Genomic DNA, 13,214 nt, shown 5'->3' with positions numbered 1-13,214 from the left:
GTGCAAAAGTCCCCCGCCTGATAATAGGCGGGGGACTTTGAGGTTAAAGCCAGAACGCTTACGAAACGATATAATAGTACAGCAGTAGGATGAGCAGCAGGGAAAGGTTTGCTGCGGTAAAATTGAACAAATAACCGCGGGTAAAGGGGAACCGAGTCCCGATATAGGCCTTAAAGGAAATGACACTGGCCATGGAAGCGATAATGGTTCCTAATCCGCCAATGTTGACGCCTAAGAGAAGCGGTGCCGATGCGGTGGTATATTGAGATAGCATCACCGTAGTGGGAACATTGCTTAGAATTTGGCTCAGCACCAAAGAGACCACAAATTCATTGCCAGCGAGCAGTTGGCCTGGCCAGCTTTGCAAAAAGGGAATGCGAGCCAAACCGCCAACGCCAATAAACAGAAAAGTAAAGAGCAATAGCAGCTTGTAGTCCACTTCGTAGAATAAACGATGATTCAGCAGGGCAATGACCGGAACCACTAAGACCATCAGCCAGTGAAAAGGCAAAATCCGCAGCACATTCAGCAGGCAGAGGATAAATAGGGCCAGCAGGGGAGCAACTGCTCCCCATTTTAATGGTGGCTTTTCATCGGAGGGCAAAACAACCTCTTTGTTGGGAAGCAGGTAAGTGGCTAGGTAAATAACGACACCGCTGATAAGGACAACGGGGAAGGTAATCGAAAGAAAATCTCCAAGGGAGAGATTATAGTAGGAATAAATGAAGAGATTTTGCGGATTGCCGATAGGCGTCAACATACTGCCCATATTCGCGGCAATGGTCTGCCAGGTCACCACCGGAATTAGCAGGCGGATAGCCCGCGCCTCGGTAAGAATCATAATGGCCAGCGGGACAAAGATAATCAGCGAAACATCGTTGGTAATCAGCATGGAACTGAAAAAACAGCTGAATATGAAAAAGCGTCCTAGAGTACGGCTGGTAGTATGCTCCTTGAAAACTAGTTGGTACGCATAAGTAAACAATCCGCTTTGACGAAGACCGGCCACAATGCTCATCAAACAAAACAACAATCCCAAAAGCGGTACATTGATGCTGTCTAACATCGCCGTTAGCGAAAATGGCACCAGCGAACTGACAAAGACAGCAAACAGCATCGCCACCGTCAAATCGGGATTATGACGCAGGTATTGTATTAACTTCATAAAAGATGCTCCTAAAATTTCAAATCATTATCATATTGTATATTCTTTAAAGCTGACCTGTCAAATGTCAATTTTTCGCTAGTGCCGGAAAAAACGACCTCACAGAATCGTCTCTAAGCCTGTTAAAATCATTTTTAGGTATTAATATATGCGTAGAGCAGAAAAAGCCGCCCAATGGCGTTATATTGCCTATGACATTAAAATGGCTGGAATTGTTGCTAAATGAGAATACTTTGTAGTACTATATATTTAGAAAATACCAAAAGAAATAAAGAGAGATGAGGAATCAAGATGAAAAAGAAACTATCTGTTATGTTTGCGTTGTTTGCCTTATTGTTTTTTAGCGGTCAGACAGATGTCAGTGCCAGAAAATTTATTACTGTAGTACCAAGCTCGGAAATAACATTTAGCGGCATCAGCAAATATGCAACGTTTGAAGAGGTAAAACGGATTTACGGAGAACCGGAAACGTTAAGCAGACGCGATGATGGCCTGATATATTTTATTTACGGCAATAGCTGGCGTTTTCTGTGCAAACCGATAAATGGGCAATATTACGTCTATCAGATGGAAGTAACAAAGAATAATGGGATAACAACACCGTCTGGGATTCATGTAGGTTCAACTATGGATGAAGTATATGCTGCTTATGGTGATTATAACGACGCATCGTCTAACGGCTCTTATAATTGGAACTTATCGAGTGTACAGCCGGGACAGCGTGATGATAGATCACTCTTTATTACGGTCAAAGATAATAAAGTGGTAAATATGGTAATCTTATATTCTTATTAAACAACAAAAACGACCATTAGAGAAATCTAGTGGTCGTTTTACCGATTAGCAGCTTTTAATCCATAACTTCCGATAAGTATAAATTATCGGAAGTAAACTTCGACATGCTTTTTTTACAGACAAAATTTTATTTCCCTGCTTTTTATCTGGGAAAATGTTTTTTTCATATTGCCCTTCCCAATTGATTTGTAATTGTTTTGCAGATTGATGCAGACAAATTGCAGATACCTTTTTCGTGACTGAGTTCCTTGACAGAAATTTATCGATATCGTACGATGTGAGCAAATGTTTTATTAAGGAGACGAGTGTTATGACTGTTTCAGGTAAAAAACAACAGGCAAAAATTATGCCCCAGCAGTGTGTAGCTTGTGGTACTTGTCTTGATGTATGCCCGCGTGGTGCTATTTCTATTTTTCATGGCAGCTATGCCCAGGTAGATCCTGGGCGCTGTGTTGGTTGCGGGCTTTGTACCCGTGAGTGTCCGGCAAATATTATTCAGCTGGAGGTAATCGCATGAAGACACAGCAGCATTGGTACCATAATCTTTGGCTTTGGTCTATCCTTTATTTTTCCCTGGGTTTTGTAAATATTCTCTTTGCCCTGCTGGGACTTATCAGCTTTTGCCTGCCCTTATTATTTGCAATTTTTGGTGGCAACAAACTCTTTTGCAATCGTTACTGTGACCGGGGGCAGTTCCTGCGATTTTTCGGCAGTCAGCTGGGGCTGTCCAGGCGGCACGATATTCCCACCTGGATGCATGGCCGTCTATTCCGTTATGGATTCATGATTTTTTTCTTTGCCATGTTTGGCGGTATTCTATACACTTCTTGGCTGGTCTATAGCGAGACCCATTCTTTGCGGGAAATCGTTACCTTGTTTTGGTGCCTCGAGTTTCCCTGGGCTTGGGCTGGTACCACGTTGGTATCCCCCGCGGTGGCTCAATTTGCCTTTGGCCTGTATAGCTTAATGCTGACCTCTGAGCTCATCGCTTTGGCAGCAATGCTTTACTTTCGGCCACGGGCCTGGTGTACTTTTTGTCCGATGGGCACCTTGACCCAAAGTATTTGTAAAAGCAAACTGCCTGCCAAGGATAGATAGCAAAAAAACTCCGGATTAACCGGAGTTTTTTGTTTTAGCGGGTCGACTCTTCATTAGGAGAAGTTTGATTCGTTTTTGTTGCCGCAGTGACTTCTTTATCTGCTTGTTCTTGAGTCTTGAGATATTCGTCTATTTCCTTTAAGAAGGCTCTGGCAGATGTTTCGGCGATAATGGCCTCTTTGTCGTGCTGCTCTACCTGTTCCCGCTGGCGGATGAATTTCTGTTTTAATGCTGTATTTTGGGGATTTTTAATCAGTTCGAGTCCCGTCATATCCGCATTGGTAATGCGCATTAGCTGCTGGAGCTGGGGCGAGCATTCCGCTAAGATTTCTTTTGGCAGCTGTGCCAGCAGATTGAAGGCCGACTGATGAAGGCCTTGCAATTGTTCCTGCACGGCCGTTTCCGCTGCCCGAGAACGATTGGATTCCCAATAGCGGTTAATGGCGGCTCGTAGTTCTGGGCCATCAGGACGGCCAATTTTTGCCCAATTGTTTTCAAGGTGCTGGGACTGTCCGGCTACTCGTTGCATGTCTTTTGCTAACGGCCCGTATTGTTCGGCGATGGCCTTTTCCCAGGATTTCTGGGGCCGATAGCGATGCGGGTCTTTTGCATAATCGGCACCGGTGGCCAGGGTGATTTTCGATAACTGTTCAAACTTCATGGGATTGAAGAAAATCGCGGGAATCGTTGAATTTTCCGGCAGTTTTTCCACAGGTCCTAACGCCAGTTTGCTTTCCATATAATCGGTAACGGGGTAATTCCACCAAATGCCAAGGGTACGGTTATAGAGGGTATTGGCGGCGGTTAGCTGTTCATCCGATAATCCATCGGGGACGACGCCATCACCGGTGTAAAGAACTAGAATTTCCGGATTAAGGTTTTTGGTAAAGGCCTCGGTGTAGGGCTTCTTCACCCCATCTGTGTGCATGTCAGCCCGGAAGTATTCCGTGGGAACGGTAATCAGTGGATTGGTGCCATAGTGGGTGGCAATGAATTTTTCGGACAGCCAGTTGAGAAATTGAGCCTGCCCCTCCCCATCTTTATCCTGTATGTCGTCAAAGAAGATGGCAAAATCCCGAACCCCTAGGTCGTACATGGCTTGCAGCTTTTTGTACATGGACATTCTATCCTGGAATCCTTTAAAGCCAGTGAATTTGATATCAAGGCCTGGCGAAACGGCAAAGACAAAGCGTACCTTCTGTTTTTGGGCCGCCGTAATCAAGGCTGAGAGCTCCTTCAATTTTTCCGTTGGATAAGGTTCGCGCCACTTGGCCCGGTGATACGGGTCATCTTTTGGGGCGTAAATATAAGCATTAAGGTCGTGTTTGCTGCAGAAGTTCAAGATATCGAGACGGTCGGTCTGCTGCCAAGGCGTACCATAGAAACCTTCGACAATCCCGCGAAGAGGAATGGGCGCAGCTTCAACATAGCCAGAATTCATCGTGGTCCCCAAAAGGAAAAGACTGCCGGCTGCAGCTAGCGGTAATGTTTTCTTGGCCAGGGGGAAAAATTTTTTTATCATGTTAATCTCCTGTTGTATTCCTATCCGTAACAAATCACTTATGATTATTATAACACATAACCCCAGGAAAAATCCTATAGCCCTTATCGGAGCAACCAAGGATTTCGGAAAAAATATCGGTAAATTTACGAAAATCAGTTCCATATCGAACATATATGTGCTACAATAGAACATAAGAGTTATAGTATTCGTTATGAGGAGGCAGAGAATCATGCGCAAAACGCAGACTTCGAGCGAACGACAGAAAGAAATCTTCAAATACATCAAATCTTTCTTGTTGGAGAAGGGCTACCCACCTTCCGTCCGCGAAATTGGCAAGGCAGTAGGCCTTAAATCCAGCTCCACCGTTCATGGTTATCTTTCGCGCCTTGAAGAAAATGGTATGATTAAACGTGACCCGACGAAGCCGCGGGCTATCGATATTCTCGATGAGAAACCTTGGGGTAAAAATGTAACGGTTCCCCTCGTGGGGACGGTTACCGCTGGGGCACCAATTCTGGCTGAGCAGAACATTCAAGATGTTTATTCCTTCCCCCAGGGCCTTTTGGGAACGGCCGATAAGACCTTTATGCTGAAGGTATCGGGGGAGAGCATGATTAATGCAGGCATCTATGATGGCGACTATGTCATGGTTCGTCAGCAGGATTCTGCTAACGATGGCGAAATCGTCGTTGCCCTGGTGGATCAGGAAGGTGCTACGGTAAAACGTATCTATCGTGAAAAAGACTGCTTCCGGCTGCAGCCGGAAAACGACACTATGGAGCCCTTCTATGAGAAGAATGTCAACGTTCTCGGCAAAGTCATCGGTGTCTACCGTCAGATGTAAAGTCAATCAGCCTTATAATACGAAATGCAAAATGACCGGTCAAGTTGACCGGTCATTTTTTTGTTTATTCGCTTATTTATCCGCATCCAACACGGCCTGGGCGGCGCCCATGACGCCGATTACGGCGTGTTCGAAGGTTAAACCGCCCTGGAGATAACCGTTGTAAGGTGCCCGCATGGGGCCGTCAGCGCTAAATTCAATCGAAGCGCCCTGGACGAAAGTGCCAGCTGCCATAATAATCTGGTCAGCATAGCCCGGCATATCCCATGGCTCAGGCGCTGCATAGGAGTCAACCGGGGAATACTTTTGGATGCCGCCGCAGAAAGCGATGAGTTTTTCGGCGGAGCCAAGCTCGATGGCCTGAATGATATCGCCGCGGACATCGGTGGGCAGTGGCAGCGTCTTATATCCCAGTTTGGCAAACATGCCGGCGGCAAAGAGTGCGCCCTTGATGGCCTGAGCAACGACATGTGGCGCCAGGAACAGGCCCTGGAACAGCAGGCGGTTATTGGCCAGGCTCGCGCCCAGCTCATCCCCCATGCCCGGTGCCGTCAGGCGGTAGGAGGCCAGTTCTACGAGCTTGTCCTTACCGACGATGTAGCCGCCCGTCGGTGCGATGCCGCCGCCTGGGTTCTTGATGAGAGAGCCTGCCATGATGTCGGCGCCAACCTGGGTTGGTTCGAGGGTGTCTACGAATTCGCCATAGCAGTTGTCGACAAAGCAGATGCAGTCTGGCTTGAGGCGATGGACTTCGGCCGTGATGGCGCGGATGTCTTCGATCGAGAGCGGATTGCGCATGCTGTAGCCGCGGGAGCGCTGGATCTCCACCATCTTCGTCTTATCGGTAATGACGTTCTTGATGCCCGCTATATCGACCTTGCCATCAATCATGGGAAGCTCGTTGTAGAGCACGCCAAATTCCTTGAGGGAACCGGGGCTGGGATTGTCGTAGCCGATAACGGTCTGCATCGTGTCGTAGGGCTTGCCCGTCAGCGAGACCAGCTCATCGCCGGGACGCAGGATGCCGAATAAGACCGTTGCCAGCGCATGGGTTCCCGATACGAACTGGGTGCGAACCAGAGCGCGCTCTGCCCCAAAGATTTTGGCGTAAAGTTCTTCGAGTTTTCCCCGGCCAATGTCGTCGTAAGCATAGCCCGAGGTGGTGTTAAAGTGTGCATCCGACACTTTGCATTCCCGCATGGCATCGAGAATTTTTAAGGTGTTTGCTTCAGCGACTTCATCCACATGCTGGAATAGCGGCTGGGTTTCTTTGAGAACTTCTTGTTTTAAATCAAGTATTTTTTGCGAAAAGGACACGAGAATTACTCCTTACTATATGGAAAATATTTATCTTTTTCGGAGACAGGCAGTTGGACTTCTAGCAAAGTCCCCTGCTCCACGTATTCGGTAGAACGGACGGCGTTTAACCTATGGAGATCTGTGATGAGATTTCCTTTATCATAGGGAATCAACAAGGTGAGTTTTATCTGGCTCTCCTGGAAAAAGCCTTCGATTTTTGCCTGCAAGGCGGCCAGGTTTTTCCCCGTCCGGGCTGAAATACAAATGCCTTCGCGGTCGTGCAACATCTGCAAGCGCAGGTTATCGTTATCGATGCGATCCGCTTTATTGAATACGTAAAGGGTTGGCTTAGTTTCCGCCTTTAATTCCCTCAGCACTTCGATTACGGCAGCAATCTGCTGCTCAAAATTTTCGTTGCTGCAATCCACCACATGCAGCAGCATATCGGCTTCCTGAACTTCTTCTAAGGTTGCTCGGAAGGCAGTGACCAGTGTGTGAGGAAGTTTTTGGATAAAGCCTACGGTATCGGTCAGCAAAATTTCTTGCTTCTCCGGCAACACCAAATGGCGGGTAGTTGGATCAAGGGTAGCAAAAAGCTTATCCTCGGCAAAAACTTCCGATCCGGTGAGCTTATTTAGCAGAGTGGATTTGCCTGCGTTGGTGTACCCCACCAGTGCGACGAGGGGAATCCTGGATTCCTTACGGCGCACCCGATGTAGGCTGCGGCTCTTCTTAAGTCCCTCTATCTGCTTTTCGATATCGTGGATTTTGGTATAGATGCGGCGACGGTCAACCTCAAGTTTTGTCTCACCGGGGCCCCTAGTGCCGATGCCGCCGCCGAGACGCGACAGCACCAGGCCCTGGCCGCCTAAGCGGGGCAAATTGTATTTCAGCTGGGCAAGCTCCACTTGAAGCTTGCCTTCCTTAGAGCGGGCTCGCTGGGCAAAAATATCGAGAATCAAGGCGGTTCGGTCGATGACTTTGATGCCTAAGGTCTGCTCTAAGTTATGTTGCTGGGATGGCGTGAGTTCGTCGTCTAAAATCAAGAGATTGGCATCGGTGTTTTGAATCTCCATGGCAATCTCGGAGACCTTGCCTTTGCCTAGGAAGAAGGCCGCATCGGGCTTTTCCTTGCGCTGGGTGAACTGCCCCACGATTTTAGCCCCCGCCGTATCCGCCAGTCGGGCCAATTCCGCCATGGAATCTTCACTGGACCAAAGATTGTTCCCTGGCCGCTCCACTCCGGCTAAAATCGCCCGCTCGGTTTCGTCGTCGGTGTTCTTGAGATTTTGCGCCCCAAGTTTCTTGTTGATTACCGTCACCAATAGGCTCAGGTTGATTTGGTCTAGCGTCTTCTCCTTAACGGGTCCGTAGGTTTGGAGTTCCTCCATCCCCTCTTTCGTTACCTCGCCGGTGAAAAAGCCCATGGTGCCGATGACGCCCTCCTTAGGATGGCGGCCAATAGCTGCCATGCAGTCGAAACGCAGCCGGCGTAGCGAAGACAAATCCGGGTCGCTTAATCGCACGTCCCCACTGGGATGAGTATGAACGCAGCGGATACCCGAGAGGCGCTTGTCACCACGAACTTGCCGCTGAAATTCCGGCAAGTCCACCGTAGCCGTATCCCCTAGGGAAACCTGTAGGATTTTGCCCTGGCGATTGATATAAACCGCCACCTCCCGGTCAAGGATATCGGTGATTTCCAGCATGGCAGCATTTAACTCTTTCGTCGAGAGCTGACCAATGGGTACCGACAGTTCATAAAGGGCCTTGAGCTTTTCCAACACATAGGTCTTGATATTTGCTAAATCCCCATTTACCTGCATAGAATCTCCTTATCCACGATTGACGATATTTGAGATGTGCTTGAGGGTTATGGAAAGGGTTCCGTCGTCGTTGTTGTTGAACTCCACATACTCGGTGTTGTCAAAATAATCCGTGGGAATCGTAAGCTCGATACCCGTATCGGTCTTGAGTTTGTGTTTGCACATCTTCTTGAGGGTTGCCTCCTGATCCATCTTTACGGGCTCCGTGAAGCCAGCATCTTTGATGGCCGTATCAAAATCCGACTGCATGGAAGGATTATCCTTAAATATTTCCCTGCCAGCCTCAATGAGGTCTAATTCGTCGGTCTCCTGCATGTTTTCCGCTACATAGCTCTTTACGGCTGCCTCCGTTGCCACTTTGTCCTGGCCATAGGCCTCGGCTACTTTGGCCGCCGTCTTGCTGAGATTTTTGATGGCCTCCTTGGGAGACGGCGTCAGACTGCATTCCAAAAGGATTTCCGGAAAAACCTGGATGCTGTTACCATCAATGGTATACTTTTTGGCGCAGACGGAAATCCCCTTGCTCGCCGTATCCACAAAGGCGAACTCTTCCATTTTCTGGGTGAGGTTCGGCATGATGGAATAATGATTGATGATTTCATTCTTGATGCCATTTTCCGTCTGGTTCACCTGATGGGTGTAACCGATATGACTGTTTGACTTAAACACCACAATTTGTCGCCGATCGTCAATGCGGACATCGGCGACAATCACATCAGCAGAAGCCATTTCCTCAGCGTGAGTAAAGGCCTCCTCCAAGGTATGGGTGATTTCCTTGGAGAAGGGAACAAAACTCATCTCGCCGGATAGATATGCATTAAGTTTTTCCTGAAAAGCGCTGTCGTCGTAAAAGGTGCCAGGCTTGGCATCCTGACTGCCCCAGGATTTTTCCATATGTTTATAAAGGAAGGTTTCAATGCTGTCCTGTATAGTAAGTTCCTCATCGGAATATACGGTCATACCGGAATTGAAATCCAAAATATGCAGGATTGCTTTATCGATAATAATCATACTGGCTGTTCATCCTCCGCTTGTTTTGCCTCTTTGGCGGCTCTATCAGCCGCTTCCTTTTCCGCCCGGGTGCGAACTTCGATTAGTCGCGGGATAAAGTGCTGATGCATCTTTGCCTCGAGTTCTGATAGTTCGTTGGAGTCAAAATCATAGTTAACATCTGGGATGTTCCAAATGCGAGCTTCGGCGAAAAATTCATCGCGATAAATGTTGTAATAGACGGTAAAACTACTCTCTAAGGAAAAGTCAACATAATCGATGACAATATAGGAACCGTTGTTTATCTTCACCGGCTGAGCTGGCGAAATAAAGAGGTGAAATCCCTCGACGGTTTTCGGCAGTTTGGCGCCGGCTTCCCAGGTGGTTATTTTCTTATCCAAGACAATGGAGCTAAGGCTTTTGGGATTAAACTCCACCATATCCATCAGCACTTGCTCAAACTGATTCCGCAATAGCCTTTCAAACACTTCGATGCTGGCGGTGATAAATTCAATCCGGCAAAACTCGATGAGGCCGATTTTCAAACGCACTTTATATTCATGGGTTTCTTCATGAAAGTAAATGGTTGCACTCTTATGAAGCGCTTCATTCACATAACGATAGAGATCGTAACTGTCCTTGGATATTTCGGTATTGCGGTCGAGCTGAAAACCATGCCATTGCTCGGGCAGTTCCTGCAAGTATTGCCAGTCAGCAATTTCCCCATTGACTTTTTCAATCGTTTCATCCTTCATCGTTTCCACCTGCCTTTACGGGAGTCTACAAACAGTTATTATACCATGAAACCATAGGAAAAGCACCCGCTATTTCGTGAAACAGCGGGTGCCTGGTGTCGTTTAATGGCATTTGGTTGTCAAAATCCCAAGTTGTCGTTTACAAGAATGACCTGAATGCGGCCTGGGTGTTTGGAGTACCGGGTAATCAGGAATTGGCAGCAGATAGTGTCCGGGCTCTTGCAGTCAAAGCAGGCCCCAGTCTTAGCGCAGGGGGTATCGAGACCAAAGCGTTGGGCATTAATGGGAGCTGCTACGTTGCGGGCGCGTTTCATCGCGCCGTCCAGGTCGCCGCAAACCTTGTTTAAGCCCACGATGAAGAGAACCTTCTTCGGGCCCTGGGCAATGGCCGAGACCCGGTTGGCATTGCCATCGATATTGACGAGCACGCCGTCCTTGGTCATGGAATTGGTGCTCGTGAGGAATACATCGGCATCGTAGGCCTGCAGCATGGCCTGCCGGCGGTCAGCAAACTTTTCCCGATCAATAAAGTTGTAGTTACCAGCTTTAAGGGCCTCCGTCAGACCGATTTCGTGGACGCTCATGCCGCCCCCCATCGTAATGGTAGTGCCCTCCGGAATGAGGTCTAAGGCAATTTTCAGCGCTTCTTCTTTGCTGGCGGCGTAAAAACCTTCCATGTTGCGGGACTGCAGCCCTTTGATTACCGTCTGGGCCAGCAGTTCGTTGCGTTTTACCATGTTTTCGTTCATTTGCTCTCCTCCATTATTTTGGCTTTATTCGGCTCTTCAAAACTTCTTCGTCAAAAAGAGCCCAACTCCTTCTTCAGCTGGCAATCTTATAGACCAGCACTTCTTCGCGGCCATCAGATTTGGGGAATAAATCGCCACAGAAAATCGTTTCGACGGCTTCGAAATTTTCAGCTGCTTCCAAATATCTTCGGTAATACTCCGAGGGATAGTAAAAAAACAGCAGCATTTCCCGGGGATTTTCCCGATAAGACTGTTGCAAATGGCCTAGTACCAAGCGTAGAATTTCCACCGAAAAGGGATTAAAGAAAAACACGCGGTCTACAGCTGCTGGTACCTCATACTCGGTGGCATCGGCAAGTTCGATGGTCACCCTGCCGCCCGCCGCGCCCTGCTCTTTATTCTGCAGGGCCCGTTCGTAAAGCCGCGGGTTGTATTCGATGCCGATGGCATGGCATTTGGTTTGACTGGCCAGGAAGAAATCCACGCGCCCCTTGCCACAGCCGTAATCAAGCAAGGTGTTGCGTTTGGTGAAATAGCCGCTGTTTGCGAGCCGCTCGAGGACACAATAATCGGTCGGTTCATAGGGAAAGCGCACCAAATCAGCAATGCTGTCATCCCTGCCCGTTGTCCGTATGCTAAGGATATTATCCCATTCGGAATCTATTGTCATGCCAACTCCTTTCGTGAGTAAAAAAGAACCGCCCCTGTCCTAAGAGACGGTTCATCCATGCATCGTTTATGAATTGCCTGCTGGAGGAATCGTTACTTCGCCGGCAGCACCTATCTGTGGTACATCTCCGCTCATATCGATAGCGACCTGCGTTTCATACGTTGGATACTCGCTGAGCGGTTTGGTCGAGTAATCCTTGGGCTCCTGCTCTTCAGCCCGCTGGCGAGCGTTATCCTCAGAAATCTTGCGGTCGCGCTCTCGGCTTTCGCGGTCCTCCCGGATTTTTTCCAGTGCCCCGGCAGATTTTGCCATGGCATAAAGTTCTGATGAAAATTCGGCCAGCTCCTTTTCATCCTCCGGCGAGACATGGCGGCCACGCATAAGGCGCATGGCCGTCTGCGTCACTCGGGACTGCTGCTGGGCGGCTTTCTTCCAGCCATCGGCAGACTGCCGGGCACTAGCTAGCTGCTGCTCCATCATGAACTGGTTCATGACGTTTTGGCGGTCCTTTTCCATCTGCTTGCCCGCCGCCATGAGTTCCTTTTGCTGCTGTTTGTCCAGTGTGACTTTCTGGCCATTAACCATCATGTACCCGAGTTTTACAACGTGACTGATTTCCGCAGTACTGCGAAAACGCGCGGTAAATTTGCCATTCCCACGGTCGATGACATCGAGCCAGTCCATCGTTTCTTCGGGCTGCTCCATTGCCATTGCCTTTTCCTTTTCCTGCAGTGCCCGCGCAGCCTCCGATATCTCGGCGGAATCGGAAGTTTCGCTTTGGTCGGCCTTTTTCGTATTCTCCTTTGGCGAAAAAGCTTTCGCCAAACTTCCCGTAAGGGTTGCTACAGAATCATTCAAAACACGCATGATTTATTCCTCCATGAATAATAACACAACCATAATATTTCGAACGTCTTCTGCTTTGATTATAGCATATTTAGCGAAGGGATAATACGGAAATAAAATTGACATTGCTGCAGGATACATGCCGTGCAAGCGCTGCAATCCGTAAGTAAAAAGGCCCAACCATATGGCCGAGCCCTTGCTCTGGTAGCTATTCAGAGCAATTGTGCTGTTGCTGCGTTACTGCCGATCCAGCCACTTGCAGATGTAGTAGCTGATTACACCTGCTACGACCGACAAAGAAAGGTTAATAAAAGCATCTATCAATAAGCTCACCTCCCTTCACTACGGTAAGGGATATGATCCGCAGCATGCTTTATTGTATATTATCCTTGTCAAATTAGCAAGATATGGTATAATGTAACTAGCTAAAGGTTAGTAAAAGCTATCAATAAGCAGGCCCCTCGGAGTAGCTACCGAGGGGCTTTTCCTATTGCTGCTTTAGGTGAATAGGAAAAGCCCCATAAGCTATGATATGCTCCCCTTATGAGAGACAGTAAAAAATAAAACTGTCATCATAGGGGGAGTTTTTCATGCCTCATAAGCAAAAAGCAACAGCAGAAGAGAAAACCAGAGTTACCCAGAAATGCCTCTCAGGTAGAATGACACGTAGTGA

13 protein-coding genes are annotated in these 13,214 nt (G+C 48.1%); 4 read left to right on the top strand and 9 right to left on the bottom strand.

The genetic code is table 11. From position 1 onward, the window contains the following. Positions 1-58 precede the first annotated feature (58 nt). Positions 59-1,165, bottom strand: coding sequence for an SLC13 family permease (locus BLQ36_RS06885; protein ID WP_074514850.1), 1,107 nt, complete (start codon positions 1,163-1,165; stop codon positions 59-61). Between the two features lie 291 nt (positions 1,166-1,456). Between BLQ36_RS06885 and BLQ36_RS06880 the strand changes: the two genes are divergently transcribed. From BLQ36_RS06880 to BLQ36_RS06870, 3 genes are all read left to right on the top strand, one after another. After that, entirely contained in the window at positions 1,457-1,960 is a 504-nt protein-coding gene (locus tag BLQ36_RS06880; protein ID WP_074514848.1) for a hypothetical protein, read from the top strand. Positions 1,961-2,270: 310 nt separating this feature from the next. Beyond that, positions 2,271-2,477, top strand: coding sequence for a 4Fe-4S binding protein (locus BLQ36_RS06875; protein ID WP_074514847.1), 207 nt, complete (start codon positions 2,271-2,273; stop codon positions 2,475-2,477). Beyond that, positions 2,474-3,058: a 4Fe-4S binding protein gene (locus BLQ36_RS06870; protein ID WP_074514845.1), complete on the top strand. Its 585-nt coding sequence runs from the start codon at positions 2,474-2,476 to the stop codon at positions 3,056-3,058. Before BLQ36_RS06875 ends, BLQ36_RS06870 begins: the two co-directional genes overlap by 4 nt. 34 nt (positions 3,059-3,092) lie before the next feature. Here the strand turns inward: BLQ36_RS06870 and BLQ36_RS06865 are convergent, their stop codons facing one another. Then, a complete protein-coding gene (locus BLQ36_RS06865; protein WP_074514843.1) occupies positions 3,093-4,580 on the bottom strand; it encodes a protein O-GlcNAcase in 1,488 nt (495 codons plus the stop codon). A gap of 211 nt (positions 4,581-4,791) precedes the next feature. Between BLQ36_RS06865 and lexA the strand changes: the two genes are divergently transcribed. Next, entirely contained in the window at positions 4,792-5,406 is a 615-nt protein-coding gene (lexA, locus tag BLQ36_RS06860; protein WP_074514842.1) for a transcriptional repressor LexA, read from the top strand. A gap of 72 nt (positions 5,407-5,478) precedes the next feature. On the opposite strand, the gene BLQ36_RS06855 is transcribed toward lexA, so the two are convergent. The 7 genes from BLQ36_RS06855 to BLQ36_RS06825 form a co-directional block, all read right to left on the bottom strand. Continuing rightward, complete coding sequence (locus tag BLQ36_RS06855; RefSeq protein ID WP_074514840.1) at positions 5,479-6,723, bottom strand: aminotransferase class I/II-fold pyridoxal phosphate-dependent enzyme; 1,245 nt, start codon at positions 6,721-6,723, stop codon at positions 5,479-5,481. A 5-nt stretch (positions 6,724-6,728) separates the two neighbouring features. Continuing rightward, complete coding sequence (gene hflX, locus BLQ36_RS06850) at positions 6,729-8,531, bottom strand: GTPase HflX (protein ID WP_074514839.1); 1,803 nt, start codon at positions 8,529-8,531, stop codon at positions 6,729-6,731. A 9-nt stretch (positions 8,532-8,540) separates the two neighbouring features. After that, positions 8,541-9,542: a nucleoid-associated protein gene (locus tag BLQ36_RS06845; RefSeq protein WP_074514837.1), complete on the bottom strand. Its 1,002-nt coding sequence runs from the start codon at positions 9,540-9,542 to the stop codon at positions 8,541-8,543. After that, a complete protein-coding gene (locus BLQ36_RS06840) occupies positions 9,539-10,276 on the bottom strand; it encodes a hypothetical protein (RefSeq protein ID WP_074514836.1) in 738 nt (245 codons plus the stop codon). Before BLQ36_RS06840 ends, BLQ36_RS06845 begins: the two co-directional genes overlap by 4 nt. Positions 10,277-10,395: 119 nt before the next feature. After that, positions 10,396-11,025: a lactate utilization protein gene (locus BLQ36_RS06835; protein ID WP_074514834.1), complete on the bottom strand. Its 630-nt coding sequence runs from the start codon at positions 11,023-11,025 to the stop codon at positions 10,396-10,398. A gap of 73 nt (positions 11,026-11,098) precedes the next feature. Continuing rightward, positions 11,099-11,695 carry an SAM-dependent methyltransferase gene (locus BLQ36_RS06830; protein WP_074514832.1) on the bottom strand — a complete coding sequence of 199 codons (597 nt, stop codon included), beginning with the start codon at positions 11,693-11,695 and terminating at the stop codon, positions 11,099-11,101. Between the two features lie 66 nt (positions 11,696-11,761). After that, entirely contained in the window at positions 11,762-12,562 is an 801-nt protein-coding gene (locus BLQ36_RS06825; protein ID WP_074514831.1) for a hypothetical protein, read from the bottom strand. Between the last annotated feature and the right edge of the window lie 652 nt (positions 12,563-13,214).

The organism is Selenomonas sp. WCT3 (assembly GCA_900100835.1).
Classification (GTDB): Bacteria; Bacillota; Negativicutes; order Selenomonadales; family Selenomonadaceae; genus Selenomonas_A; species Selenomonas_A ruminantium_E.
This window is presented reverse-complemented; position numbering and strand designations above follow the sequence as displayed.

Coding starts and splice junctions, on each gene's coding strand:
- BLQ36_RS06830 (WP_074514832.1), bottom strand. CDS start 11,695: ATGACAATAGATTCCGAATGGGATAATATCCTTAGCATACGGACAACG.
- BLQ36_RS06885 (WP_074514850.1), bottom strand. CDS start 1,165: ATGAAGTTAATACAATACCTGCGTCATAATCCCGATTTGACGGTGGCG.
- hflX (WP_074514839.1), bottom strand. CDS start 8,531: ATGCAGGTAAATGGGGATTTAGCAAATATCAAGACCTATGTGTTGGAA.
- lexA (WP_074514842.1), top strand. CDS start 4,792: ATGCGCAAAACGCAGACTTCGAGCGAACGACAGAAAGAAATCTTCAAA.
- BLQ36_RS06875 (WP_074514847.1), top strand. CDS start 2,271: ATGACTGTTTCAGGTAAAAAACAACAGGCAAAAATTATGCCCCAGCAG.
- BLQ36_RS06845 (WP_074514837.1), bottom strand. CDS start 9,542: ATGATTATTATCGATAAAGCAATCCTGCATATTTTGGATTTCAATTCC.
- BLQ36_RS06880 (WP_074514848.1), top strand. CDS start 1,457: ATGAAAAAGAAACTATCTGTTATGTTTGCGTTGTTTGCCTTATTGTTT.
- BLQ36_RS06840 (WP_074514836.1), bottom strand. CDS start 10,276: ATGAAGGATGAAACGATTGAAAAAGTCAATGGGGAAATTGCTGACTGG.
- BLQ36_RS06825 (WP_074514831.1), bottom strand. CDS start 12,562: ATGCGTGTTTTGAATGATTCTGTAGCAACCCTTACGGGAAGTTTGGCG.
- BLQ36_RS06865 (WP_074514843.1), bottom strand. CDS start 4,580: ATGATAAAAAAATTTTTCCCCCTGGCCAAGAAAACATTACCGCTAGCT.
- BLQ36_RS06870 (WP_074514845.1), top strand. CDS start 2,474: ATGAAGACACAGCAGCATTGGTACCATAATCTTTGGCTTTGGTCTATC.
- BLQ36_RS06835 (WP_074514834.1), bottom strand. CDS start 11,025: ATGAACGAAAACATGGTAAAACGCAACGAACTGCTGGCCCAGACGGTA.